Raw genomic sequence first — 25,277 nt, 5'->3', positions numbered from 1 at the left:
TTGATCAACAGAGTACTGAGTATTCAGAACTCTTTAGCAACTTCCAGTGAAAAAACAAAAATTCTTCTTCTGTTACTACCAAATTCCACAGCGCATCAATCCCATTTCCTACATATTCTGAATCCTGGTGTTGTGAAATCCATTTGGCGACAGTAGCAGTAACATTGCTGGAGTTTTTGCCCAACTTGCCCAATGCTTGAGCAGCAGAGTAACACACAATCCCACTCTTATCTTGGAGTAAACCCAGCAGTGCTTCAACTACCTGTGGCGAGGCGTTGCCCAACTTGCCCAATGCAAAAGCAGCACGGTAACGCACACTCTGACTCTTCTTTTTGAGTAAATCCAGCAGTGCTTCAACTACCTGTGGCGAGGTGTTGCCCAAGTTGCCCAATGCAAAAGCAGCAGAGTCACGCACACTCTCACTCTCATCTTTGAGTAAACTCAGCAGTGCTTCAACTACCTGTGGCGAGGTGTTGTTCATAGTTTCCGAACTTGCGATATACTCCCTATGAGTCGGTTCATCTGAAGATCAGTTTAGCGCTCATGGATGTTGCCACGATTACGAAAGGGATGGTTATGGGAAAGCTTGATGGCAAGGTTGCGGTGATTACGGGTGGAACAAGCGGAATGGCGCTGGCCACTGCCAAGTTGTTTGTTGAAGAAGGTGCCTATGTGTTCATCACGGGAAGGCGCCAAGAAAAGGTCGATGAAGCTGTCGACCTAATCGGACGGAACGTAATCGGCGTGCAGGGAGATGCGGCCAACCTGGACGACTTGGATCGCTTGTTCGATCAGGTCAAGCGGGAGAAGGGAAGGATCGACGTGCTGTTCGCGAGCGCCGGTTCGGGGGAGTCCGCCAAGCTCGGCGACATTACGGAAGAGCACTTCGATGCAGTCTTCGGTTTGAACACGCGTGGCACGCTTTTTGCTGTGCAGAAAGCGTTGCCCCTGTTCAACGATGGTGGATCGATACTCATGACCGGCTCGATCGCTTCAGTTAAGGGCTTTCCTACTTTCGGGGTGTATTCCGCGAGCAAGGCTGCGCTACGCTCATTCGCCCGCACATGGCTGAACGAGCTGAAGGACAGGAGGATTCGGGTAAACGTGCTGAGTCCGGGACAGATCCAAACACCGATTCAGGAGCAGTTGTTCGACGCGGAGACGATACGGCAGTTCGAATCTTTGATCCCGCGGGGAAAGATGGGTCGCCCTGAGGAGATTGCGACGGTGGCGCTGTTTCTTGCTTCAGACGACTCGAGTTTCGTGAATGGGGTGGAGTTGTCGGTCGACGGCGGCACGTCGGCCATCTGAATCGGTCAGCGAAAGAGCCACGGGAGGCATTTGTTACTTTGGCGTTCGCATTTGTTACTTTGGCGAACTCATTTGTTATTTTGGCGATCGCATTTGTTAATTCGGCGATCGCATTTGTTAATTCGGCGATCGCATTTGTTAATTCGGCGATCGCATTTGTTACTTCGGAGTTCGCATTTGTTATTTCGGCGATCGCATTTGTTACTTCGGAGTTCGCATTTGTTACTTCGGAGTTCGCATTTGTTATTTTGGCGAACGCATTTGTTACTTTGGCGAACTCATTTGTTATTTTGGCGAACGCATTTGTTATTTCGGCGAACGCATTTGTTATTTCGGCGTATTTTAGCCAATAGGCGCTACTTCTGCATATTCCGCTTCATTTGTTCTAATTCATCCTGAGTTTCCCAGCTACGGAACTTCTCTTCTAAGTCATCAAACCCACCAGAATAACTGCTAGTTTGATTCGACCAGCCACTGGTTTCAAAACGCTGCTGGGTTTGGGCTTTAGCACGGACTGTCTGTGCAACGGCTGCTTTAGCTTGCACCTCCTGTCGCCGTTGCTGAATTTTTTGCAGTAGTTCCTGAGATTGGTTAATGCGTTCTTTTAGCCCTTGCATGTGTCCCCAGCGCTGATTTCCTTCGCGCAACAGGGCTGCTTCTCGCTCACCCGCCGCACTCGCCAAATCCTCTCTATTGGCGTTTTTGGCTTTTTGAATGCGGATATGCCAACGCTGAATTTCTTGCGCGGTGGAGAGAATTTCTTCTTGCGATCGCTTTTCTTGTAATTTTAAATCTGCGATCAGCTTTAACGTGTCTTCTTCTTGCTCACGCAGCTGTTCTAGCAGCGCCTCTAACTCCAAATGTGGATTGTTACGCAAGAATTCTTCTAAACGGTTTTCTAAAAACCGACTGAAATCATCAAATAAGCCCACTGCTAGAACTCCAGAGATCGGGTGCGTGACTACTTTATTGTAGTGGGCGGAATGTAAATTTTAATAGTTCCCATCGGGTGAACTTCTGGGTGTTAGTTAGATTTCAAAATTGGGAAGAATGTATTTGGTGAAACTACGCAAATAACCCTGACTTACAAAATAAGGCTTTAATCAGTATGAGTTCTGATTTTCAACCACCACCTAAGAGCTTGTCCATACTAGCTTCTGTAGGAGGAGTCCTTACCGCTGCGATCGCGATCGTAGTTTTAAATGGTTGGTCTAAGCAACTTTCCCAGACTTCTATAAAAAAACCTGAAATATCATCAACATCCCCAACTGCTTCCCAACCACAAAAAACCCAACCTCCTGTCTCTGGTGCGAAAGAAGCTGAAATAGTTGCCAGTCTTGATGCTAAATCCGTAGTTTTGCCAGGTCAACCCATTCCTAAGAACCAATTAACAGTAGCCATAATTCCCTATACTGCTCCTGGAGTTGGAAAACTGACCCCAGAAGAAATGACAACGGCCCGTCAGGCTTGGTCATACTTCCAGCGCAACTGGAACGATGAAACTGGCTTGATTAATTCCGTTGATGGCTTTGCCTCTATAAGTATGTGGGATCAGACAGCAGCGATCGCAGCCTTAGTCAGTGCTAGAGAACTCAATATTGTGCCTGCGGCTGAATTTGAAGCCAAAATGAGCAAAATGTTGAAGACATTAGCATCAATGCCTTTGTACAAAGGAGAACTACCCAACAAGGTTTACAATGCGAAAACTCTCGTACCCGTTAATTATGGTCAACTAGAAAAACGGGAAGAAATTGGTTGGTCAGCCATTGATTTGGGAAGAATGGCAATCTGGTTGAAGATTGTCGAGGCAAAGTATCCAGAGATGCGATCGCAAACAGCAGCAGTTTGGAAACATTGGCAAGTTAAGCGTCTGACCACAAATGGCCAAATGTACGGTACTGCTGTCATCAAAGGCAAAGAACAATACAATCAAGAAGGTCGCTTGGGCTATGAGAATTATGCTGCTTATGGTCTGAAGCTTTGGGGCTTAAATGTTAATAAAGCCTTAGATTATCAGTCTTATACTGCCTTTGTCGATCTTTATGGACAGGGAATTCCTTACGACAAACGTGACTATAAAAACTCTGGAGCGAATAACTACGTTCTTAGCGAACCCTATATCTTAGATGGCATCGAAACAGGGTTTCAAGCTTTGCCTAAAGCTTATGCCGATCGGATTTTAGCTGCTCAAGCAGCACGTTATGAAGCGACAAAACAATTAACTGCCGTCACAGAAGACAACTTAGATCGCCCGCCATACTTTGTTTACAGCAGCCTATTTGTCAACGGAGAACCTTGGGCAACCATTGCAGATACCAGAGAACAGCACAACGATTTGCGATTTCTCAGTGCCAAAGCTGCGATCGGCTGGCATGTACTTTATAATACTGCTTATACCCGCCAGTTATTTGATTTCGTTCAAGCCAACCTTAAGTCTAACGAAGGCTGGTACAACGGCTTTTATGAGTCTCTGCATCAACCAAATAAAACTCTCACCGCTAACAATAATGGTGTAATTCTGGAGAGTTTACTGTACAAGCAAGTTGGGCAGCCACTTACTGTTTGGGCAGGAGTCAGGAGTCAGAAGTCAACTGAGAGGACTATAAAAACACCGTAAGTTATATCATGTCCGTATAATTAGTTATAATTCCCACAGTCATTACACCCCACACTCCAGATGCTCGACTTGGAAAGACCCCAGATGATTAGAAAACGCTATAAAACCTGCGAACGCTAAAATAACAAATGCGGTCGCCGAAATAACAAATGCGTTGGCGTAGCCCGCCGCAGGCATCGCTGAAATAGCAAATATAGCGCTTCTCGTTTGCGTGAGGTACACCCGTAGGGGCACGGCAGTGCCGTGCCCCTACACCCCACGATATAATGTTAATTTATTTCGCTCAATGCGTAAATCACGATTCACCTGACAGAATTCAAAAAATTGTTCGTCTGTCATTTGCATTGATGACGGAATTTTCAAAACCAAAGGGGATGAAAACATTGAGATATCCTCCAGGTTCGGATGCCTAGCCAACTGACTATATTCTCAGCCAAAAAGACAAAGAAAAGACAAAGACGCAAAATTATATCTTTGCGTCTTTGCTTTTGTATCCAAAATCATTTTCAGATTTACTTATTAGGCTGAGGAGTTAGCCGCAGATAAGGTTTAACTTCCTCATAACCTTTGGGGAATTTCTCTTTGAGTACTTCTGGATCTTTCAGTGAGGGGACAATTACAACATCCTCTCCATCTTTCCAGTCAGCTGGTGTCGCCACGCTGTAGTTATCAGTCAATTGCAGAGAATCAATCACCCGCAAAAGTTCATCAAAGTTGCGTCCGGTGCTGGGAGGATAGGTGAAAGAGAGACGGAGTTTTTTATTGGGGTCAATCACGAAGACCGATCGCACTGTCACAGCCGCATTAGCATTGGGGTGGATCATGTCGTAAAGGTCAGCAACCTTGCGATCTGCATCCGCCAAAATTGGGTAGTTAAGGGTGGTGCTTTGAGTTTCTTCAATGTCTCCCACCCAGCCTTTGTGAGATTCTACGTCATCAACGCTGAGTGCGATCGCTTTGACATTGCGCTTGTCAAATTCTGGTTTGAGCTTGGCAACTGTGCCGAGTTCTGTTGTACAAACAGGTGTAAAATCAGCAGGGTGAGAGAACAGCACAACCCAGCTGTCACCTGCCCATTGGTAAAAATCGATGTCGCCGTGTGTTGAGGCTTGCGTAAAGTTGGGTACTGTGTCACCTAGACGGAGAGCCATGTGAGATTCCCTGTAGTTAGAAAGACATATATATTCTAGTATGCCATCATGACACAAAACCCCTATTCCCCAATCGGGCTTTAGCGGTTTGAAACAAAATTTTAGGTTGTCAGCACTCTCGTACCTTATCCGAGAGTGAGGTAAAACTTATTGACAAAAGTACACATATATGCTTTTAATTAGTATGTTTTCCCTACAGGTTTTTCTTTACATTTCAAAAATCAAATAGGAATCCTATAGTTATAAATTTCCACGCCGACTTACTTATCTTAGCTGTGAATGTGTAAGTCTATATCAACTTTACCTTGTTTGACTTGAGCAACGCATCGTAACCACTCATGCCAAACAGCAAAATCAGCAGTTTCACTATCTTCTATAGTACTCATGTCTCCAAGTAATCCTCCCAAGTCATTTGATTGGGTTCTTTCATACACTTGAACTAAGAAGGCGTACATTGCAGTATAAGCTTATTTTTCAGTCAGATTGATACTCATTAATTACTTCCTCCTGGTGTGAGACTGGATAAGCCTGTATTGGGATTATATTATCAAAGCGGTTCTAGCACCTATTTGGCAAAAACTTTTATTATCTGCATTGGGTTAAATTCATTTGTTTGCCAGAATTTTTTGGTACGCTTGGATTGTTTGCTTGGCGATCGCATCCCAGCTAAAATTTTCTAATGCATACTTTTGGGCATTTAATCCCCGTCGTTGGCGTTCTGCGGGATTTTCCAAAGCTTCTTGCAGTAACTTTACTAGTGCTTGCACATCTGTTGCGCCTACCCAACCCGACTCACTATCACGTATCTGTTGACAAATATGCACTTGGTCAGAAATGACTACGGGTACACCTGCTACCATCGCTTCAGCTACAGCAATCCCAAAGTTTTCGTAGTAGGAAGGCAAGACAAATAAATCAGCAGCTTGTAGTAAACTAACTTTGAGTTCACCAGTGACAAAGCCTGTAATTGTAGTGTGCGATCGCAATGGTGAATTTTGAATTTGGGATATTATCTTTTGTTCATAATCTGGTTCTTGGGGATTAGTACCAGCTAAGACAAAATGAAACTTATAACCAAGCGCTAACAGCTTCTCTAGCGCTGGAATCAATAAATTCAACCCCTTTTTCGGGTCAATTCGTGACATAAATAGCACCAAAGGTACATTTTTTGGTAGTTCTAACTGACTACATACATTTTTAAAAGAAGATTCAGGGGGAATCACACCCAATGGAATCACCATATCTGGTGTAGATACTCCAAAACGTTCTGATATTTTAGCTTCTTGGTCGCTGGTAAAATGAATTGCTGCTGCACTAGCTAAATTTTGACGTTCTATAATTGCAACATAAAGCTGTTTTAATTGCTTTTTCTTCTGTAAATCAGCCGGATCGAGAGTACCCAAAGGACGGAAAATATAAGGTAGCTTTTGCTGACGACAGACAAGAGCAGCAGCACTAATTATTGGCGAAAATAGAGCATGAATATGTGCTATGTCAAACTCGTGAGCGTGACGTTTTAGCCAGTTTAATAAATCTAGGGAAAATTTGTAGCGACGAAACGGCGCGCAACGAAAGTAAATTATTTCATAGCCATCTTGTTTAATTGGGCGATTTAAAGGGACATCCAGAGGTGTTTGACCATTATCACCATTACTATCAGTTGTGAGAATTGTAACTTCTACTCCCTCTTTTACTAACGCTGGAGCTAATCCTAGTACCATTTGACTAGGCCCACCGTAAATTAGAGAAATTGAGGGAACAATTTGTAATATTTTCATTCTTTTGTCATTTGTCATTTGTCTTTTCCCCTTCGTCCTTCGTCATTTATCCTTTATTATTCACTAATGACCAATGACTAATGACTAATGACTAATGACTAACTCTTGATAAAACTCTAATTGCTGTTTAGCCAAAGCTTTATTTGTATATTGAATCATTGCTTTTTGATAACCCATTTCACCAAGAGTATGAGCAAAATCTGGTTTATCCATTAATTGTACTAAGCAATTAGCAAGAGCTTGAACATCACCTTCAGCAAATACTAAGCCAGCATCACCAATTACATAGGGAATTTCACCGGAATCAGAACCAATCACAGGAACTTGGCAAGCCATCGCTTCAATTAGCACATGACCAAATTGCTCTTTCCAGCCAACAGAAGTTAAGGTTTTAAACTTGTAAGTTGTTTCTGAAGGCAGTACTAAAGTACTCATTAAATTGATATAACTTGTAACCTGATCATGGGGAACACTTTCTATCAAAATTAATCGTTCTTTAATATTGTTTTCTGCCGCAATTTTAATTAATTCACTTTGCAACTCTCCCCGTCCCAATAACAGTAGTTTCCAAGGTTTATGTTTCAAAATAGTTAAGGCTTGCAAAAGCGTTAATAAACCCTTCTCTTGCACAAATCGCCCAACAAAACCTACTACAAAATCCTTTTTTTCAATGCCCAACTTAGCTGCTAACTCTGGCTGGTTTTTGGGAGTAAATAAACTTTCATCTACACCCAGTTGTGGCATGACTTTAATTGTCCCTTTATATCCTCGTTGTCGCAAAACTTCTGCTCCATCTTGATTGCCAGAAATAATGCCCTGGCTATGGTTGAGGTTATATTTTTCTAATAAAGAAATTGGTAGTTTCAGTTCATAAGGAAGATTCCACCAGGTAAAAAATACATTTTTTGCCTTGAGTCCTAATAGCTGATTTAAGGCAATCATTTGAGTATAAGCCAAGGCTCTAGACCCTTGTTCTACTTGGATGATTTGCGGGCGAAATTGTTTTAATAAAGATATCAAATCAGCGCCAAAGGTAAGGAGTCCCTGATGATTTTGACTAAAATTAGAAACTGGAACTATTCTAAATGTGCCTTCATCACGGTATTCAGTTTCAATAATTCTGTTTTGCACGCCGCCTGGTTTCCAGCGCTTTGGGACTACAACTGTAACTTCAATGTCAGGTTCTAGTTGAGATAAAGCGCGTAATTTTTCACAGTTGAGGTCTACGATATAAGTGTGGCTAGCAACTAAGATTTTCATTTTTCATTTATTCTTTGTTATTCACTAATAACTAATGACCAATGACAAATGACTAATGCCTAAACTTGTTCATCCAATCGACTGTAAATTTGACCATCGTTCCATAGTGATTGGATCATAGTACCCAAGGCTTTGAAAAAACCCAAAGTGTAGAAAATAGCGCGAGTGGCAATTTTGATGGGGGAACCGCTTTTGTGACAAGGTGGGCGTCCGAGAACGTGACAGTCAAATAAACGACCATATAAGCGTAAAGCTTGAGTCACAGTCAGGTTTTTCAGCCCCAGTAAAAAATGGTTGTGGTAGAAGGTGAGTTGATATTTTAGCGATCGCATACTAATATCATGACAACCTCCTGTTTCTTCGCCTAAATGTACCAAATGGGCCTCTGGGTCGTACCAAATCTTATACCCCGTTTGTCGCAACCGCAAACAAAAATCTGACTCTTCGCGTACTGCACTCCCACCAAATCTCTCATCAAACCTCAATCCATACTTAGTAAAAATTTCGCGGCGAAATGACATATTGCAACCCCTCGCTGTCAGTACTTGTTGGGGTTTAATGGTATGTACTAGATCAATATGATACCAAGCAATTCCTGGGTCCATAGCTTCGGGAGGCAAATATTCAATCTCTAAATCTCCTCTAGAATCACCTAATTTCATTCTGTCAAATACCCGACCAGCGACAGCCCCCACCTCTGGGTTTTGCACATAATTTTTCGCATGGGCTGCTAACAATCCAGGGGTTAACTGAACATCATCATCAATAAACAATATTATTTCACCAGATGACCGCCGGACAGCATAATTCCGCGCCCCTGGCAAACTTGCCCAATCTAAGCGCAACCATTTAATTTTACCTGCCTCCAGCATCTCTTCTAGGTAGGCTTGAATTTCTGGTTGGTGTTTTGGAGTTTGGTCTACAATTAAAACTTCAAAATTTGGATAGTCCTGTTTTAAGACATCCACAATGCTATCGCGTAGCGCTTCTTCTCGTCCGTAGGTTGCGATAACTACACTAACTAATGGCCAATTATTCATAATTTTTATTAAGTAATTTTACTACTTCTATAATAGCCTTGTAAAAATTAATTTTCATGAAATTCAGTAAGTGGCTATTGCTTTAATTTACACACTGTCTTTTCACGGCTTCTGGAAAACCTCGCTTTCATTCCTTTCTCTGACTACGAAATTGCTTATCCATCAATAAGTATCATCGAAAAATAAGTGTATGGCGATAATTTCGAGGTAGGTTTGAAATACTGAGGTATTTTTGACCTTCAATGATATTCTTTGGCCATTTTTATTTCATTTAAATTGTTTTTAGACGTTTTTTCTTGTTTTTTTGTTGAGGGTTGGCATCTTCTTTATCTTGTTTCTCCAATTCTGGCAATTTAAAAAGAACTCCCGCAAAAAACCAATAATAGGCAGCAACAGGATCGACATCCAGAGGATAATAGTAAGTGTTGTAACTAATAAACAATATAAACACCCACAAAGCTGCTCCGGAACTGCGGAAATTACGGTTCTTTATGGAGCGATAGGTTTTAAAGCCAAGAATTGTTAAACTTGTTACCAAACCCAGAAACGCTAATAATCCAAAAATTCCCACTTCATAAAGCACTTTCGGGTAATAGGTTTCTACAAGCTTAGTTTCACCCATCACACGGGCAGAGTTTGTTGCTCGTCCTAAGCCACTTCCCAATGGCCCGTCTACATTTTTCCAATTTTCTTCAAATTGCTGGATGATAAAATCTTGAGGTGGTGAGGCGTTCCAACGACTGGCAAAACTATCGGTTCTCTCTTGTACGACAGCAGGGTTAGTCACCATCGCAATTCCCAGAATGAAGGCAAGTCCCACGCCTATGGGGATAAATCGTTTCAGGTTGCCAAGTTGTCCGGTGAGCAATAGCAAAATCCCGAAGCAGATTGGTACTAAAGCTAAGGCGATTCTCTGTCCAGAGATTACAGCATCGATAAAGACTCCCACTAAAGAAGCTAAACCGATTATCCGCCATATTGGGGAGGGATCGTTGAAGCCGGTGGCAAAAGTAAAAAAGGTGCTAGAAATTAAGAACCATGCCCACTGCCAAGGAGCTACAAATGTCCCTGGCAGGCGAATAATCCCTTCTTCGGGACTATATACTAGCGCTCCACCAAAATAACACCGAGCTTCGAGTGTTGCTCTAAATAAGGCATCTCCTTCAAGACCTCTAGTGCCTTGACATACACCAGTTAATAGTAAAAAATATTGAATAAATCCCAGCGCGCAGCAAATCAGTGTGAGGACAATCTGGAGGCGCAATAAAAATAGAAAATCCCGCTTATCGCGAATTAGATAGTAGGCACAACCAATCAGGGGGACATAGCCTAAAAATACTTTTAGTCCCAGAATTCCCATACCTAATGGTATTTCTTGGCGTGCTTTTTCTAATAGTCCTGCGCTAGGCGGGTTAAATTGCTGTCCACCATTGACAAACAACAGTGTTAGCAGACTGCAACCCAAAACAATATAAAGTGGGATTTTAATGCCTTTGGGAATAATTAAGGGTAGCCCCTGTCTACGGCAAGTCTGCCAAAGTCCAATTAGTGCTGGAACGTAAAAGGCATCTTTAGCTAATTGGAGTATGGGACTATTGCCCAAGTAGTAGGTGACAGTACCTCCCACAGGTATGTAAATGATGAAGGCATATAGGGCTTGGCGCGGATATTTGTAGGAAAGGGACATGACTATTATCCCTAACACACCAGGGACTGCTGCTTTAATTCCAGCTACGAAAAAAAGTAGAATGCCAACGAAGATACCAGCAAAAGTGGCGGTGATGAGTAAGCTAGTGAGTTCTTTACGTACTTGAGCAGATTTGCGCTTTTGGGCTAACTGTTCTTTGAGGCTAAGGGTAGAAGTTTCCTTTTTAGCCTGCTTTTTCGATTTTTTAGATTGCTGAGATTTTGATTTGAATTTTGGCATATTGGCACTGTAGCCTATCAGCCTCGCAAAATACTCCATTATATAGGACTAATATTTGATTTTGACATGTAGGGTGTGTTAGCGCCGAAACTACGGCATAATTTCAAGTTTTTGGTGCGTTCCACTCCGCTAACACGCCATATATAGCAATCCGATTTGATTTCTGAAATTACTTGCGTAGGGAGATAACAGAGAACAGAGAAGAAGAAATAAAAGTGTACGGAGTTCTATTCAAAAATCAAATATGAGTCCTATAAGACTAATTATTAGAATTTTTCAAAAACAATTTACAATTCTGATAGTTGATAAATCTCTTTGGATTGCTGTAGCTTATATAATCCGAATTCGTCTCGAAATGATTCATTTAATAATTTGCGATTAAAAATGCTAAATCTTAATCTTGTTGAATTTTTAAAAAGATTTTCTCCTGTTGCTAAAATATAAACCGCACCTGGAAATGGTAACGATTTAATTGATTTTCCTTTGCTCTTTAAAATGTCTCTAACTTTAGCGTGGTCTATATAATATTTATAGTATCCGTAGCCACGATTATATTCTGCGGTTTCTGGCAAATAATTCAAATCATATCGAAGAATATTACAAGTACCGCACATTTTATAAAAATTGCTTCTCTTGATATATATGTAATTACTGTCTTCTTGATATTTATAACCTTTATTTATAAACCATCCATTAGAATCAGGATGTTGTTGAATAAATTTAGCCAACTTTTCACTAACACAATCGTCAGCATCAACTGTCATGGTGTGAGTGGGAGAAAATTGACGAGCATAAACCAATCCTTTTAAGATTTTACGCCCTTTATCTGTGTCTCCTTTGGCTTCAGGGGTAGGCTCGTTTGGATGGGAAAAATCAACTGTAATGTATGTGATTTGAGGATGAGTGAATTCTATTTTGGGCTTTTCGTGACAAACAACAATAACGTGAAAGTTAGGTGAGGTTTGATTGCAAACTGATTTAATGCATCTTTCAAATAATTGTGTAACACGTTCCCAGGAATTGGAAACTTTTGCACTTTTGAGTGGGATCACAAAAACAAGCACTGTATTTTATTAGAATAAATAGCTAGGAATCTCGAGGTAAATAATACCATGTTCCGACTGACGCTAAGACTGAATTCATATAATGTTCGCATAATTTAGTTGTGATTCCCACAGTCATTGCACCCCATACGCCAAGGGAGAAGACCGCGCTGGCTTTTCTTAATCCTCTCTCGGCAAACGGTGAGGGGAGATGAAGCATAGCTTTGGCTCTTTGGGATTCTTTGGGTTTAAGAAGTAATCAAAATGTCACAACTTCTAGACATAACCAAGGGTGGTTAATTCGTAGAAGCTGTGAACTTGGCGTTTTTTTAAAGCAAAGATGAGATATTAGCTAATTTAGTCCATCAGATGCTGCTGGACTTGCGAAACTAGTTCATTTGTCCAGTAGTTGGCGAGTTCGGCATTGGCTGCTTCCACCATTACTCTGATGACTGGTTCTGTGCCAGAGGCGCGAACTAAAATTCTGCCGGAATCGCCCATTGCAGCTTCAGCAAGAGCGATCGCTTGTTGCACAGGTTGGCAATCTTGCCATCCCAAACGGCGATCGCGATCGACAACTCGCACATTCTGCAACAATTGCGGATAGGTTTGGAAGCTTCGATCTACTAATTCGCTCAAGGGAACACCCGCCTCTCTCACCAAAGATGCTATGTGTAATGCTGTTAACAAGCCATCTCCAGTTACGGCATAGTGACGGCAAAGAATATGACCTGATTGTTCGCCACCTAACATTGCTCCAGTCCGCTGCATTTCGGCTTGCACGTATTGGTCGCCAACTGCGGTACGAATTAAGTTACCACCAATTTGCAGCCAAGCTTTCTCAAAGCCTAAGTTGGCCATGACTGTAGATACAATCAGGTTGTCTGGCAATTGTTGGTTTTGTTGTAAGTGCCGTCCCCACAGGTAAAGAATGTAATCGCCGTTAACTTGCCTGCCTGTATTGTCTACTGCTAAGACGCGATCGGCGTCGCCATCGAAGCCAAAGCCGATATCGGCGTTGTGTTCTTGTACCGTTGCTGCCAGAATGTCTAGGTGCGTGGAACCGCAGTTAACATTAATGCGATCGCCATCTGCTTCGTTATGCAAGCAGATGACCTCCGCCCCCATTTGTGTAAATACTAATGGTGCTAACCCAACTGCTGCTCCCCACGCCAAATCTAAAACAATCTTCATTCCCTGAAGATTTCGGGCAATGTTCAAGGTTTTTTTCAACGCTGAACTATAGTTTTTCACTAACTCAAAACGTGAGTAATGCCGTCCGCAATTACTGACTCTAGTTATTGGTGATATCTTGCCACGCAGTCCTGCTTCTATTTCTGCCTGCAATATTTGCGGTAACTTCCCACCATTGCCAGCAAAAACCTTAATCCCATTGTCTTCTGGGGGATTGTGACTGGCAGAAATCATCACTCCGCCGATGGCATCAGTGACGCTGGTGAGATAGGCAATGGCAGGAGTGGGGCATAATCCCAAATACCAGACTTCTAACCCTGCTGCTGTTAACCCTGCACTCAAAGCCATTGCCAGCATATCGCTGGAGTTTCTAGAGTCCTGTCCGAGAATGACTGGCCCTACTTGAGTCGCATGGTTACGTAAAACAATCCCCGTCCAAAAACCAACTTGCAATGCTAGGGGCGCACTCAGTAATTCTCCCACTCGTCCGCGAATCCCATCTGTACCAAATAAGGGATTTGCTGGTAGTGGGATTAAATTCATTCCAAAACTGCTCTCAATCCCTTTGCCCAATCCCTCAACTTCGGAAGTAGAACCCCCAGAAATGCCTGATGTCCGAGTTATAGATGAAACCATATTTTTAAACACTCCACACAATCACACTGAAAAATAAATAGCACTTAAGACTTTATTCAGCAATTTTGACATGCTTTTTCTCTTTAAGAAATTCATTTTAGATCGAGCTAACTTTACGTAATAATACTGAATTTAGCTGTCTTTGATTGTAAATCTTTGATAAAGTCAATATTGGTTTTTACGTTATTAATAAAGTCTCCACATCTTAGCCAATTATTCCCTTTATGCTGGCAATTTTAGTTTTGATTTTTATCTGTATTAGTTCACACATTGCAATGCTACTAACCAATAACTATGTAATAAATATTACTGTGACTGTATCACAAAAATTCTCAGCTTTGCTGAGAATGAAAGCGAGATTCAGCTAATAACAACAAAAAATCAAAAAACTGAAATCTAAATTTATGTTCTCTTAGCCTCGTTGCTGTGTAAAAAACAACAAAATCATTGCAGCTTAAAAAATTTTAATATAAATTCTCATCAAATAGTTTTAAGGTAACGTTTTAATGGCCTTTTAGCCGTTAGTGAATCAAAACTCCGGCAGTTAACTTTTTAAAGTTGAGAAATTTAGCATGAGCAGCAATTTAGCAACCAAATTACGTGTAGGCACTAAAAAAGCCCACACGATGGCAGAAAATGTAGGTTTTGTCAAGTGCTTTTTAAAAGGAGTAGTGGAAAAAAACTCTTACCGAAAACTTGTTGCTAACTTCTACTTCGTCTACTCAGCGATGGAAGAGGAAATGGAAAACCACCGCCAGCATCCAATAATTTCTAAAATTAACTTTCCTCAGTTAAATCGCAAGCATAGCCTAGAGCAAGACCTGAGTTATTACTTTGGTGCAAACTGGAGAGAGCAAATCAAACTATCTCCGGCGGGTGAAGCTTATGTAGAGCGCATCCGAGAAATATCTGCTACAGAACCGGAATTGTTAATCGCCCATTCATACACTCGTTACATAGGTGACTTATCTGGGGGACAAATTCTCAAAAATATTGCTGTAACAGCGATGAATTTGTCTGATGGACAAGGAACAGCCTTTTATGAGTTTCCAGAAATTACTGATGAGAAGGCATTCAAAGCCAAATATCGGCAAATTTTGGATGAATTACCCCTTGACGAGGCGGCAACTGATCGCATCGTTGATGAAGCTAACGCTGCCTTTGGCACGAACATGAAGCTGTTCCAAGAATTGGAAGGTAATTTGATCAAGGCGATCGGTGTAATGCTGTATAATAGCCTCACACGGCGTCGTACACGTGGTAGTACTGAACTCATCACTGCTGAATAACCGTGTTGAGATTGCGGAGTATGGTGTGTGGAGTCATAAATTCAGATAGCCTGATGAAGGATAATTCATAGGTGTTTCTGGGGAAAGAGCGATCGCAGCTCAAAATATTTAGGGGCAATAGCCTTGTGACTGCTTTTGATTCGTGAAAGCAAGCATGGGGAGATTGCCCCTCAATTATGATTGAAGGAGTCAACTACCTCAGACCTGAATCATTACAGAACTTTTATGTGTCGGCTAAACTGTTCCTCAATAAAATAGCTGCTAGAAAATTCACTTGCAAAAGAAACTTGATGAAAGTGATAATCTAGATTTAGCAAATTATAGACAAGTCTTAAAAAATAATCATCTATCCAGAAATCTACATCAAATAGTGAAATACCATATTTTCCTTCTAACCTGCGATTTAAAGTCTTCAGCAACCAAGACCATTGAGGTTTCAGGGTTGGATCGATGCGGTTCCCAAATACCGGATTAAAAAACTGATTTACTTGAGTTGTTCTCACATCAATCACTTTAGTTAATAAATCTGCTGCCTTGATTGGAGATGAATTAAACCAATAGTTAGCAACCACTAAATCATGTAAATAAGCAACTACAATTTTAGGATTTTCTTTAATGAACTGCGAGCGACAAACAATTCCTCTGATTGATGGAATTCTTAAAGTAATTGTTTGAGATAGAGGCAGCTTTCTGACAAAAGCATAAGCTTCTAAAATTGAGGCAAAAGTGTGACAACATACGTAAGCATCTATAGTTTTATTTGCCAAACTCTTACTTGCTCTACGAGGATCTTCATTCACTAATCTGCAATCTTTACTGACATCCATATCATAGAGGTCAAAAAGAGTAATGACGAACCTATGGGCATTTGAACCAAATAAAGTAGAAATTCGTTTACCTTTTAGATCCTGGATAGTGTTTATAGAAGAATCTTTATGCAAAACAATATTTATATCTTGACCCAAAAGATTATACGAAGCAATCCCAATTAATTTAGAACCAAAACTTAAATCATCAAAGAATTGACTACCATTATTCAAGAGAGAAATATCATCTAAAATACAAATATCTAGTTCTCCCCGTTTCATCTGTCGGTTCATTTGTTCCCCAGAAGCAAAGGGTAGAATTTGTAACTCGAAATCTCGATTAATTTCAATATTTTTCAAAATAGGCTGTTCAAGTGATGAGGTTTTCTGTAAATCAGAAATATATTTAGTTCCATATCCAGCAATAAACTGTCCTATGGAATCTCTCTGAATACCTATCCTCAGAACATTTTCTTCTTTGGGAGAACAGCTACCTAAAAATAGATTTACGTTGGGCAAACTTTCTAAGTTATCCGGATCTAGTCTAAAACTTCTTACCAAACTCTCTGCGGATATTAACAATTCACTAAAGCGAGGAACATGAAGATAAATTCCATATTCATTGACATCTTGAATCGGAAAAGTTAGGACTTTGTATTGAGATATTATATCAGCTTGACAAAAGTCAGGTAAAATCGTTAGCTTTTGATTTTTGTCAGCGTAGTTTAGTAAATCTTGATAGCTGTGTAGCACCTGTACACCAGTTAATTTATTCATCAAAAATTCATTTTTAGATAGTTCCTGATGAACCTCATCTAAAAGTACAACATCAGCCAGATCGATATCATTTATTTTAACTAAGCTATGCTGATTGAGATATTTACTTGCCCCAAAGGATACCAACAGCATTTTATGAGTTTTTAATCTAGTGCAGTGGTGTTCTTCTTTGTATCCAGCGCAACTGTTGAGCAAAAGATCCATTTCTAGGAGTTGAGAATTGGAAAAAAATCTGCTATTTTTAATCGCAATCTCTTTAAGATTTCTACCTGGGAAACAAAGCTGAAATCGCTGCAAATATTGTTTGAGCCAGACTTCTAAAATGAAACTAGTAGCTCCCAATATCAAATCTTCGCCCTCAGCGCTAAATGTTGCCTGAAATTCTTCTTGCAGATTTTCTACAGTTTCTACGACATTAAGTGTCTGGGAAATCAATTTCCTGCCTTTATTAGTCAAACCTATAGAGCCAGGAGAGCGATTTAGGAGAATTACTCCGAAACAATCCTCTATTTGTTTGACTTTTTTACTAATTAATGCTTGACTATAACCTAGTTTTTGTGCTGCTTTAGAGAAGCTACCACAGTCATCTACTGCTTTTAAGATTTTGAGGTGATTTAGGGTAATGTCTTCGAGTTTAATCTTATTCATGCTAGGTAAGGCAAGATTTTTAATTACAAGGTAATTAAACCTCATCTATGTTGAGAACCGTAGTTTTTGCCCTCACCCTAAATCCCTCTCCCAAGTAGGGAGAGGGACTTCTTTCCGGCTCCCCTTCTCCCAATATTGGGAGAAGGGGCTGGGGGATGAGGGTTTTTCTATTCATACAGAACTACGGTTTTCAACGTGGACGCAGTTTAAGCTACTCTGCTGTCTATATTCGGAAATCACTAGTTTGTGGAAGCGAATAGTGTCTTCCAACATAGATTCAAATTTCAGTACTATTAAGTCAACGCCAACGGCTTCATATTCTTTCAGGCGGTTAATAACAGTATAGCGATCGCCAACCAGTTGAGCAGACAAACCGAGATTGGCTTCAATGGTTTGACTGATATCTAGTTTGTTATGGGCAACTACGTTAGGATCGATTTGCTCTTGAAAGTACTCGATTTGCTGCCAATCGGCAGAACGATAAATCGCTTCTAATCTGGCTTCGGCTTGGGCTGTATGTTCGCGAACGATCGCAAACGCACTCATTGCTACTTTAATCTGACGACCGTAGCGATCGCTAGCCAATCTTTTCACTTTCTGCACCAATGCTGCCGTTTTTTCTGGTTCATCAGCGTTGATAAATAGATAATCTCCCAGGCGAGCCGCTAGGTTAATTGCCCTGTCTGATTCCCCAGCAATGAAAATGGGTGGTGTTGGTGTCGGCTGATCTGCAAGAATACCACCCTTAATAGTGTAGTATTTGCCAACATAATTAAAGCCTCCGACTGTCCACAGCCCCTTGATTACATCAATGTACTCTTCTAATCGTGCGTAGCGATCGCTGTGAGGTAGCCAGATATCTCCATAGCTTTCTACTTCTAATTTCCACCAACCTGCAATACCACTGAGAGCAAATCTGCCGTTACTAAGCTGATTTTGAATGTTTGCACTCAAATTGGCAACTACCGCAGGCAGTTTAAAACCAGGTTGTACAGCCGCAACAATCTTGATATTCTTGGTGTTCAAACTTGCTAAAGCTGCTGTAATCCAAGCGTCAGCGACATTATAGTTAGGCCCATGAACTGCATTTAAGTAATGTTCGGGAATGTAATAGAAGTCATAACCTAACTCGTCTGCCTGAACTGCCAGCTTTACCAAATCTTGTGTAGATAAATTAGCTTCATGGTTGACAACCCGCAACCATCCACCACAGACCGGCGACCAAATTCCAAACTGAAGTGGCATAAATGTTTTTCCTGTGCTTTTTTTTACGAGGCATTCATCAAATTACGGTAACTACATAGTTTTACCGTAATTTAGTAGTTCACACTACCACATTTATTTCTGCTGTGTATAGTTGCAGATGACAGATGAGAAGCATTTATTTATCACGATCTGGAATAGTATCGATACTCTGTCGAGTCCTGATTCCTAATTGCTCTGACTGAATCAGGATAATAGCCAGCAGGTATAAAAAATAATTAAATACCCAGGAAAATTGGGCAGTATTCCAAAATGGAATATGGAAATGGAATTTAAGTATATCGAGTCACGACATCAGAAAAATTGTTGTGATAAAGTCTGATTCATTAAAAACTACGGTAGCACAGTCGAGTTATGGTATATTATTGCCATCAAAGAATTGTCTACTTGTAAACTCAAAGTAGTTTGCAACCACTCTCAAGCTTTCGATTTTGACTAAAATTTTGCCCGATCAAGTTTTAGCTGATTTGTTAGTGATCACAAATTAGATTTTGTTACTTCACTTGCAAACTTAGACAAATAACCAAGCAATTTCAATTACAAACGCACAATTATGGTAGATATTAAGTTCGCGTACTGGATTCCCAACGTCAGCGGTGGGTTAGTTGTTAGTAAAATTCCCCAACGCACAGATTGGACTTACGAATATAATGCTCAACTAGCTCAGACGGCTGAAGAAGTTGGATTTGAATATGCTCTAGCACAAGCCAGATTTATCGCTAGCTATGGCGCTGAGTACCAACTAGAGGCACTTACAACTGTGTCGGCCTTGGCTCCTGTCACCAAGAAATTGAAATTGATTGCAGCAGTTCACCCTGGATTGTGGCATCCGGGAGTAGTTGCCAAAATGGGTGCAAGTATTGATTTTCTCTCTAACGGTCGGTTTGCTCTGAATGTAGTTAGCGGCTGGTTCAAAGATGAATTCACTATATATGGTGAACATTGGTTAGACCATGACGAACGCTATCGTCGTTCAGAAGAATTTATCCGCGTTCTCAAAGGTTTATGGACTGAGGAGGAGTTTCACTTCAAAGGCGACTTTTATCGCATCAACGGTGGTTGGGTAAAGCCTAAACCAATTAATCAGAATCCCCACCCAGAGATATTCCAAGGTGGTAACTCCAAAGCAGCACGGCGGATGGCTGGCCGGGTGTCTGATTGGTATTTCATGAATGGTAACACCATAGAAGGCGTGAAAGAGCAGATTGAAGAAGTGTCTGAATTAGCGAGTCTTGAAGGACGCACAATTAAGTTTGGTTTGAATTCCTTTATCATCGTGCGAGATACGGAAGCAGAAGCCCATGAAGTATTGCGCGATATTATTGCCCAAGCTGATGTAGAGGCGGTGAAAGGATTTGGCGAAGCCGTGAAACAGGCGGGATCTTCTACTCGTGAACGTCAGGGAATGTGGGCAAATTCCAATTTTGAAGACTTGGTGCAGTATAACGATGGCTTCCGATCGGGCTTGATTGGCACGGCTGAACAAGTAGCTGAAAAGATTCGCCAGTTCCATGAAGCGGGAGTCGATCTAATTCTCGGTGGCTTCTTACACTACACAGATGATTTGCCTGCATTTGGTAAGACAGTAATACCGATTGTGCGCGAACTTGAAGCTAATCGTCGGACAGCGGATGAGTTGGTTGGAGTGTAGATTAACAGCAACATACTTTGTAGGAGCGGGTTTTGTGGATTGAAACTGTTGTAGATAACAGCTATATCCGAACGGCACTAAGAAAAACCTAAAGGCTGTCTCATAGTAGTGACGATTATCAGTCACTCAATCACAATCAAGGAGTTTTACTATGACATCAGTAATTAATACTGACCAGAAGGCGCATATTATTCGGGATGACAAAGAAGCGATCGCGATCGCTCACGAATTAGCAGCTGAGTTTGCCAAGGGAGACTCAGAGCGCGACCAAAATCGGCGTTTACCTGCCCAAGAGGTAGAAAAGTTTTCCCAGAGTGGATTGTGGGGAATTACAGTCCCGAAAGAGTATGGCGGTGCTTTTGTATCAAGTGCCACTCTAGCAGAAGTCATTAAAATCATCTCCGAAGCTGATTCTAGCCTCGGTCAAATTCCCCAAAACCACCTCTACATGGTGGAAGCAGTCCGGTTAGATGGTACAGATGAGCAGAAGAAGTTCTTCTTTGATTTAGCTCTACAAGGTAAGCGCTTTGGTAACGCCTTCTCGGAAATTGGCACTAAGTCTGTCAACGATGTGCAGACGAAATTAACACCAGATGGATCTGACTTCGTACTCAACGGACGCAAATACTACTCTGCTGGGGCACTACTGGCACATTGGGTTCCCGTTATTGCCAGTAATCCAGATGGTAAGACAGTGGTGGCATTTGTCGAAAGAGATGCCGAAGGACTAACCCTACTTGATGATTGGACGAGCTTCGGACAGCGTACCACTGCTAGCGGCACTACCATTATTGAAAATGTGAAAGTTAAGGCAGAACACGTCATTCCGCACTACTTAGCCTTTGAGAGGGCAACACCAATGGGTGCGATCGCCCAAATTATCCAAGCCGCCGTAGATGTGGGAATTGCTAAAGCCGCAGTCCGTGACACCATCCACTTTGTTCGCAAGCATACCCGCCCTTGGGTTGACAGCAATTTAGAAAAAGGTTACGAAGACCCACTGACGCTCTATAACTTAGGCAATGTCCAAATTCAGGTTCACGCTTCTGAAGCATTGCTGCGTCGTGCAGGCGAATTTCTTGACATCGCCAACGAGTCAGGCTTAGAAGAACCCAAGGTAGTTGAAGCATCGATCGCAGTTGCTGAAGCCAAAGCCTTAGCCACCGAAGCAGCATTACTAGCTACCAACAAATTGTTTGAACTAGCAGGTACTAAGTCCACATTGGAGGAATTCAACTACAATCGCCACTGGCGAAATGCCCGCGCTCACACACTCCACGATCCCGTGCGTTGGAAGTACTACGCTGTTGGTAACTACTTCCTCAATGGTGTCTATCCCCCGCGCCATCCTTGGTTGTAATTGCAGCATTCTCTACTGGGGTGACTCAATTTTGGATTTTAGATTTTGGATTAGGAAATTTTTTCAATCTAAAAATTTAAATATTTTTTGAAGTTTTAGATTTTAAATTATTCAATCCAAAATCCAAAATTTAAAATATAAAATGTATCAAAATGCTTTACCCAGGGTAAATCCAACATTATTTAAGTTGATACTATGAGCGTTGCAAACCCAACCCAGAGGCGGAGCATTTGGAAAAGTCAGCCATTTAAGGGGCTGTTTTTTATTGCTGTAATTGCTGTCATTAGCTATATTTTTGAACTCATCTTTGGTCAAATTATTCAGCTGAATGTGGGCACAAAATTGACTTACATCACGATATGCTTCGTCTGGTGGTGGCATCTAGGTTTTTCCCTCAACGGCTATCCAGGTTCTCGCTTTTCCTCCACCCGATTTGGACGAGGAACAGTGAATTTAGTAGTGCTTTTAACGCTAGTTTATATTACTGGAGAAGCTTGGAAGTTCATTTCTGCAAAAGCAATTCTCACTGATACACCCGTTGGCTTGTGGGGACAAACAGCAATCATTACCGCCGCCGCCAGTTTGTTCTTCTTTGACAATACGATTGTCACCACTAACGAAGTACGCAACTGGCATCCAGTTAGCGGCTTTCTTAATATCTTTTTTGCCATCTTCTTTATTGCCCCTGCCCTCACCTTTTTGCCGCAAATGTGGGGATTTCAACCGTTTTACATTCCTTGGTATTGGTTTCCTTGTTCGACAGTATTCGGCAGTTTCTTTGAACGTTGGCCTTTGAACAAATTGGAACTAGGAATGCCACGTTTGGGGTTACTTCATACAGGTATTATTTTGTTACTTACTCTGATTACAGAATTGTTCCTCAAACAGCTAGGACTGGATTTATTTACAACAACGACAGGCCCAACCTTTGCAGCAATTTGGACAACTGTTGGTTTAGGATTTGTCTGGCAATTCAATATGTGGCCTTTCACAGAGTTGTCACAGCCCACAAAAGGCATAGTTGCATCTGTTACTAGTTTAATAATTTCGGTCTTGTTGTACCTGCTGACAGTATATCTGGTAGGTCAGGAAAATATTATCCAAGGGCTTTACTGGTGGTTCAATATTCTTTGGGTTCAAGTATTCTTAATGGCTCCAGGATTATACGATGGAATTAGCCTTTGGCAGGATGTGCTGCCACTAGTTGAAGAACAACCTCTGAGCTTGAATCGTGAAGGACGTTAAAATAATTCGTAATTCGTAATTCGTAATTCGTAATTCGTAATTCGTAATTCGTAATTCGTAATTCGTAATTATATTGTTAACTACGAATTAGGAATTAGTAATTTGGCTTTCATATCTGCATTTGTTATCTCGTGCAGAGGCGCAGAGAAGAATATAGGAGTGCGATCTAAATAAATGAAAACATTCTCAAATCTTACTCTCTGCGTCTGTGCGTTAAGCAAATTCACATTCTCAATCAGCAACGCATTTGTAACGTTGCTGAGATGATTTAAAACGTGAAGGTTGTCCTGAGAGTGCCAATTACCGCATCCTGATTGTCATTGTTTTGAGCAGGAGCTGTAATCCAAATTACACCAGGGGTTATAGCAATGTTATCTGTAAGCTGATACTTGTAAAAGCCTTCAATATGTAAGGATAAATCATTTGCAGGTTCAGGATTACCACCCCGATAAGGTTCTGCACCCACAAGGATACCACCAAGGTTGCCTTGTTTCCCTAAATCTGGGAATGCCAATCCTAAAGCATAGTACCAAATATCTGCACTACCACTCCCTGCCAGATTTTTGGCGTTGGTGTAACCAAAGAACCCATTCACCGCAAATCGAGGACTAAATTTATAGAAAGCTTCAACTCCGTAAGAGTTGGTAATCGTCCGCTCAAATGGAGTATTAGCTTGTTCTGTTCCGACTAGTGTAAAACCACTACCCAGGTCAAATATTCCTCCCCGATTTTGGTAAGCATTTACATAAGTCAAACCAATGCCAGAGTTACTGTTGGGGTTCCATGTTATTTGTCCAAATGCGCTATATTGACCATTAAAAAAACCGCTATCGAGCTGAGGATTGGCATGGTCTCCTGCTAAGTAAGCCAAGCTCAATACCAATTGGTCACTTAATCGATAATTGAATCCCCCACCAGCACCACCACCAATACGATAAATAGGACTAGAGGAAGCAAATTCTGTCAAAGCGCGACGGCCTCCTGTGGCACTATCCAAATAAGGACTCAGAGTCGGAACAAAATCAAAATATACTCCGTTCACGGCTCCTATATAAGCATCAATTTTGCTACCAACTGGGAAATAGTAAGAGAGCCAATCTACGGCCAGGTTGTTGTTACTAGGAGCAAGATTGAAGGTTTGCAAACCTTCAGCTGAACCACCAGGAAGCTGCAAAATATTAGTATTTCCAGTACTTAGACGAGTATATAGAGAGTCTTTACCTGTAAAGCTAGTTTTGAATACGAGGCGAACTCTATCTTGAAAAACTGTGTTATCACCATTAACTGAGCCTTGGAAGGCATTCGTAATCACAAAGATGGCTTCGGTAGAAAGTTTTGTAGTTGTGGAAAACTGATTTGCTTCTAGTTCCGCAGTTCTAGGTTCTAAATTATCAACGCGACCCCGTAGAGTTGCTAGTTCAGCACTAAATTCTTCTTGCAGTCTTTGTAGGGTAGTTAAGTCTTGTTTGGTAACTAAGTCAGATGTAGCTGTTGCAATTAGCTCGTTGATCCGAGATAAACAAGCATTTAAGCCTGCTGCAAATTCATAGCGAGTGATGGCGCGGTTTCCCCGATAAGTACTATTTGGATACCCTGCAATACATCCATAACGCTCAACTAAAGACTGGAGTGCAAGAAACGCCCAATCAGTTGGTTGTACATCTGAAAACTGAGATACAGAAGTTACCTGAGACATACTATTTGTCTGTTGGACAATTGCATCAGTATTGATTGCAGGAATTTTAGGCGTTTGTGTTATGGTTGTTACCGAAGAATTGTTTCTAAAATTGGTGATGCTTGCGGCGGGCTGCGCGATCGCAATTGGTATATTTGTTTGAGTCTCAGTCCTAGCCACTAAATTCTTGTCTTCAGCATGGGCTGATGTAGTGGCTAGCAAAGTAGCCCCCAAAACCATCGATTCTATGAATAAATTATGAAATGAACGATTGAACATTTCTACCACTCCTCATATTTTTGGTTTGAAAAATTTAGTGAAAGCATCAGACATTTCAGTAACTTGTCAAGCGAAAAAATCATGACTAGTCCTGATAATGTTGAATTAATTTAACACTCGAAATTTTTAACTAAGATTGCTACACTTCCAGATATAACCAGATGTATCAGTTAATTTCTGGTATTTTTATCTGCATATTCAGTGTAGAAAAAATTTGTTCTCACACAAATAGATTTCTTGCACAAGCTAATCTATTTGACAAGAGAATATCTATCTGTAAAATTACAATGGTTTTACAGAATAATCAGATTTTATCGGCAATCGAAC

The 25,277-nt window shown here is 41.2% G+C and carries 19 protein-coding genes and 1 pseudogene; 7 read left to right on the top strand and 13 right to left on the bottom strand.

Annotated elements, in window-relative coordinates:
• Window positions 1-4: 4 nt before the first annotated feature.
• Window positions 5-481 carry a HEAT repeat domain-containing protein gene (locus tag NLP_RS27620; RefSeq protein WP_104909120.1) on the bottom strand — a complete coding sequence of 159 codons (477 nt, stop codon included), beginning with the start codon at window positions 479-481 and terminating at the stop codon, window positions 5-7.
• Window positions 482-543: 62 nt separating this feature from the next.
• Between NLP_RS27620 and NLP_RS27615 the strand changes: the two genes are divergently transcribed.
• Together NLP_RS27615 and NLP_RS27610 are read left to right on the top strand one after the other, a co-directional pair.
• A complete protein-coding gene (locus tag NLP_RS27615; RefSeq protein WP_234017090.1) occupies window positions 544-1,311 on the top strand; it encodes an SDR family NAD(P)-dependent oxidoreductase in 768 nt (255 codons plus the stop codon).
• Window positions 1,312-1,370: 59 nt separating this feature from the next.
• Entirely contained in the window at window positions 1,371-1,664 is a 294-nt protein-coding gene (locus tag NLP_RS27610) for a hypothetical protein (RefSeq protein WP_104910063.1), read from the top strand.
• A 3-nt stretch (window positions 1,665-1,667) separates the two neighbouring features.
• Here NLP_RS27610 and NLP_RS27605 read toward each other — a convergent pair whose 3' ends face one another.
• Window positions 1,668-2,243 carry a TIGR04376 family protein gene (locus NLP_RS27605; protein WP_104909119.1) on the bottom strand — a complete coding sequence of 192 codons (576 nt, stop codon included), beginning with the start codon at window positions 2,241-2,243 and terminating at the stop codon, window positions 1,668-1,670.
• A gap of 176 nt (window positions 2,244-2,419) precedes the next feature.
• Here NLP_RS27605 and NLP_RS27600 point away from each other — a divergent pair, with 176 nt between their 5' ends.
• The gene (locus NLP_RS27600; RefSeq protein WP_199784708.1) at window positions 2,420-3,928 is read left to right on the top strand and encodes a DUF3131 domain-containing protein; all 1,509 of its coding nucleotides are present in this window, start codon (window positions 2,420-2,422) and stop codon (window positions 3,926-3,928) included.
• Window positions 3,929-4,201: 273 nt separating this feature from the next.
• Here the strand turns inward: NLP_RS27600 and NLP_RS33685 are convergent.
• From NLP_RS33685 to glmM, 8 genes and pseudogenes are all read right to left on the bottom strand, one after another.
• A pseudogene (locus NLP_RS33685) lies at window positions 4,202-4,312 on the bottom strand (Uma2 family endonuclease); the annotation flags it as partial.
• Window positions 4,313-4,440: 128 nt separating this feature from the next.
• Entirely contained in the window at window positions 4,441-5,079 is a 639-nt protein-coding gene (locus NLP_RS27595) for a peroxiredoxin (protein WP_104909118.1), read from the bottom strand.
• 605 nt (window positions 5,080-5,684) lie between these two features.
• Window positions 5,685-6,857, bottom strand: coding sequence for a hormogonium polysaccharide biosynthesis glycosyltransferase HpsP (gene hpsP, locus NLP_RS27585; protein WP_104909116.1), 1,173 nt, complete (start codon window positions 6,855-6,857; stop codon window positions 5,685-5,687).
• An 84-nt stretch (window positions 6,858-6,941) separates the two neighbouring features.
• The gene (gene hpsO / locus NLP_RS27580) at window positions 6,942-8,117 is read right to left on the bottom strand and encodes a hormogonium polysaccharide biosynthesis glycosyltransferase HpsO (protein ID WP_104909115.1); all 1,176 of its coding nucleotides are present in this window, start codon (window positions 8,115-8,117) and stop codon (window positions 6,942-6,944) included.
• Window positions 8,118-8,176: 59 nt separating this feature from the next.
• On the bottom strand, window positions 8,177-9,157 hold the full coding sequence (hpsN, locus tag NLP_RS27575; protein ID WP_104909114.1) for a hormogonium polysaccharide biosynthesis glycosyltransferase HpsN: 981 nt from the start codon (window positions 9,155-9,157) through the stop codon (window positions 8,177-8,179).
• A 271-nt stretch (window positions 9,158-9,428) separates the two neighbouring features.
• Window positions 9,429-11,084: a hormogonium polysaccharide biosynthesis protein HpsL gene (gene hpsL, locus NLP_RS27570; RefSeq protein ID WP_104909113.1), complete on the bottom strand. Its 1,656-nt coding sequence runs from the start codon at window positions 11,082-11,084 to the stop codon at window positions 9,429-9,431.
• A gap of 287 nt (window positions 11,085-11,371) precedes the next feature.
• Window positions 11,372-12,136, bottom strand: coding sequence for a glycosyltransferase family A protein (locus NLP_RS27565; RefSeq protein WP_234017089.1), 765 nt, complete (start codon window positions 12,134-12,136; stop codon window positions 11,372-11,374).
• Window positions 12,137-12,484: 348 nt separating this feature from the next.
• Window positions 12,485-13,957 carry a phosphoglucosamine mutase gene (gene glmM, locus NLP_RS27560; RefSeq protein WP_104909111.1) on the bottom strand — a complete coding sequence of 491 codons (1,473 nt, stop codon included), beginning with the start codon at window positions 13,955-13,957 and terminating at the stop codon, window positions 12,485-12,487.
• A gap of 572 nt (window positions 13,958-14,529) precedes the next feature.
• Between glmM and NLP_RS27555 the strand changes: the two genes are divergently transcribed.
• Window positions 14,530-15,246, top strand: coding sequence for a biliverdin-producing heme oxygenase (locus tag NLP_RS27555; RefSeq protein WP_104909110.1), 717 nt, complete (start codon window positions 14,530-14,532; stop codon window positions 15,244-15,246).
• Window positions 15,247-15,458: 212 nt separating this feature from the next.
• On the opposite strand, the gene NLP_RS27550 is transcribed toward NLP_RS27555, so the two are convergent.
• Window positions 15,459-17,477 carry a LysR family transcriptional regulator gene (locus NLP_RS27550; protein WP_104910061.1) on the bottom strand — a complete coding sequence of 673 codons (2,019 nt, stop codon included), beginning with the start codon at window positions 17,475-17,477 and terminating at the stop codon, window positions 15,459-15,461.
• Window positions 17,478-17,648: 171 nt separating this feature from the next.
• The gene (locus NLP_RS27545; protein ID WP_104909109.1) at window positions 17,649-18,722 is read right to left on the bottom strand and encodes an LLM class flavin-dependent oxidoreductase; all 1,074 of its coding nucleotides are present in this window, start codon (window positions 18,720-18,722) and stop codon (window positions 17,649-17,651) included.
• 571 nt (window positions 18,723-19,293) lie between these two features.
• Here NLP_RS27545 and sfnG point away from each other — a divergent pair.
• The 3 genes from sfnG (at window position 19,294) to NLP_RS27530 (ending at window position 22,996) form a co-directional block, all read left to right on the top strand.
• Window positions 19,294-20,391 (top strand): dimethylsulfone monooxygenase SfnG, encoded by a 1,098-nt coding sequence (gene sfnG / locus NLP_RS27540; RefSeq protein WP_104909108.1) that lies wholly within the window; start codon window positions 19,294-19,296, stop codon window positions 20,389-20,391.
• A gap of 151 nt (window positions 20,392-20,542) precedes the next feature.
• Window positions 20,543-21,751: an SfnB family sulfur acquisition oxidoreductase gene (locus NLP_RS27535; protein ID WP_104909107.1), complete on the top strand. Its 1,209-nt coding sequence runs from the start codon at window positions 20,543-20,545 to the stop codon at window positions 21,749-21,751.
• A 195-nt stretch (window positions 21,752-21,946) separates the two neighbouring features.
• Window positions 21,947-22,996: a hypothetical protein gene (locus tag NLP_RS27530; protein WP_104909106.1), complete on the top strand. Its 1,050-nt coding sequence runs from the start codon at window positions 21,947-21,949 to the stop codon at window positions 22,994-22,996.
• Between the two features lie 268 nt (window positions 22,997-23,264).
• Here NLP_RS27530 and NLP_RS27525 read toward each other — a convergent pair whose 3' ends face one another.
• On the bottom strand, window positions 23,265-24,950 hold the full coding sequence (locus tag NLP_RS27525) for an iron uptake porin (RefSeq protein WP_104909105.1): 1,686 nt from the start codon (window positions 24,948-24,950) through the stop codon (window positions 23,265-23,267).
• Window positions 24,951-25,277: the final 327 nt, after the last annotated feature.

The sequence above is a fragment of the Nostoc sp. 'Lobaria pulmonaria (5183) cyanobiont' genome (assembly GCF_002949795.1).
Taxonomy (GTDB): domain Bacteria; phylum Cyanobacteriota; class Cyanobacteriia; order Cyanobacteriales; family Nostocaceae; genus Nostoc.
The sequence above is the reverse complement of the archived record's forward strand: the minus strand, read 5'-3'. Positions and strand labels throughout refer to the sequence as shown.

Bases quoted from the DNA above. Each gene is read 5' to 3' on its own strand.
- NLP_RS27620 (WP_104909120.1), bottom strand. From the start codon at position 481: ATGAACAACACCTCGCCACAGGTAGTTGAAGCACTGCTGAGTTTACTC.
- NLP_RS27615 (WP_234017090.1), top strand. From the start codon at position 544: ATGGATGTTGCCACGATTACGAAAGGGATGGTTATGGGAAAGCTTGAT.
- NLP_RS27600 (WP_199784708.1), top strand. From the start codon at position 2,420: ATGAGTTCTGATTTTCAACCACCACCTAAGAGCTTGTCCATACTAGCT.
- NLP_RS27595 (WP_104909118.1), bottom strand. From the start codon at position 5,079: ATGGCTCTCCGTCTAGGTGACACAGTACCCAACTTTACGCAAGCCTCA.
- hpsP (WP_104909116.1), bottom strand. From the start codon at position 6,857: ATGAAAATATTACAAATTGTTCCCTCAATTTCTCTAATTTACGGTGGG.
- hpsO (WP_104909115.1), bottom strand. From the start codon at position 8,117: ATGAAAATCTTAGTTGCTAGCCACACTTATATCGTAGACCTCAACTGT.
- hpsN (WP_104909114.1), bottom strand. From the start codon at position 9,157: ATGAATAATTGGCCATTAGTTAGTGTAGTTATCGCAACCTACGGACGA.
- hpsL (WP_104909113.1), bottom strand. From the start codon at position 11,084: ATGCCAAAATTCAAATCAAAATCTCAGCAATCTAAAAAATCGAAAAAG.
- glmM (WP_104909111.1), bottom strand. From the start codon at position 13,957: ATGGTTTCATCTATAACTCGGACATCAGGCATTTCTGGGGGTTCTACT.
- NLP_RS27555 (WP_104909110.1), top strand. From the start codon at position 14,530: ATGAGCAGCAATTTAGCAACCAAATTACGTGTAGGCACTAAAAAAGCC.
- NLP_RS27550 (WP_104910061.1), bottom strand. From the start codon at position 17,477: ATGAATAAGATTAAACTCGAAGACATTACCCTAAATCACCTCAAAATC.
- NLP_RS27545 (WP_104909109.1), bottom strand. From the start codon at position 18,722: ATGCCACTTCAGTTTGGAATTTGGTCGCCGGTCTGTGGTGGATGGTTG.
- sfnG (WP_104909108.1), top strand. From the start codon at position 19,294: ATGGTAGATATTAAGTTCGCGTACTGGATTCCCAACGTCAGCGGTGGG.
- NLP_RS27535 (WP_104909107.1), top strand. From the start codon at position 20,543: ATGACATCAGTAATTAATACTGACCAGAAGGCGCATATTATTCGGGAT.
- NLP_RS27530 (WP_104909106.1), top strand. From the start codon at position 21,947: ATGAGCGTTGCAAACCCAACCCAGAGGCGGAGCATTTGGAAAAGTCAG.
- NLP_RS27525 (WP_104909105.1), bottom strand. From the start codon at position 24,950: ATGTTCAATCGTTCATTTCATAATTTATTCATAGAATCGATGGTTTTG.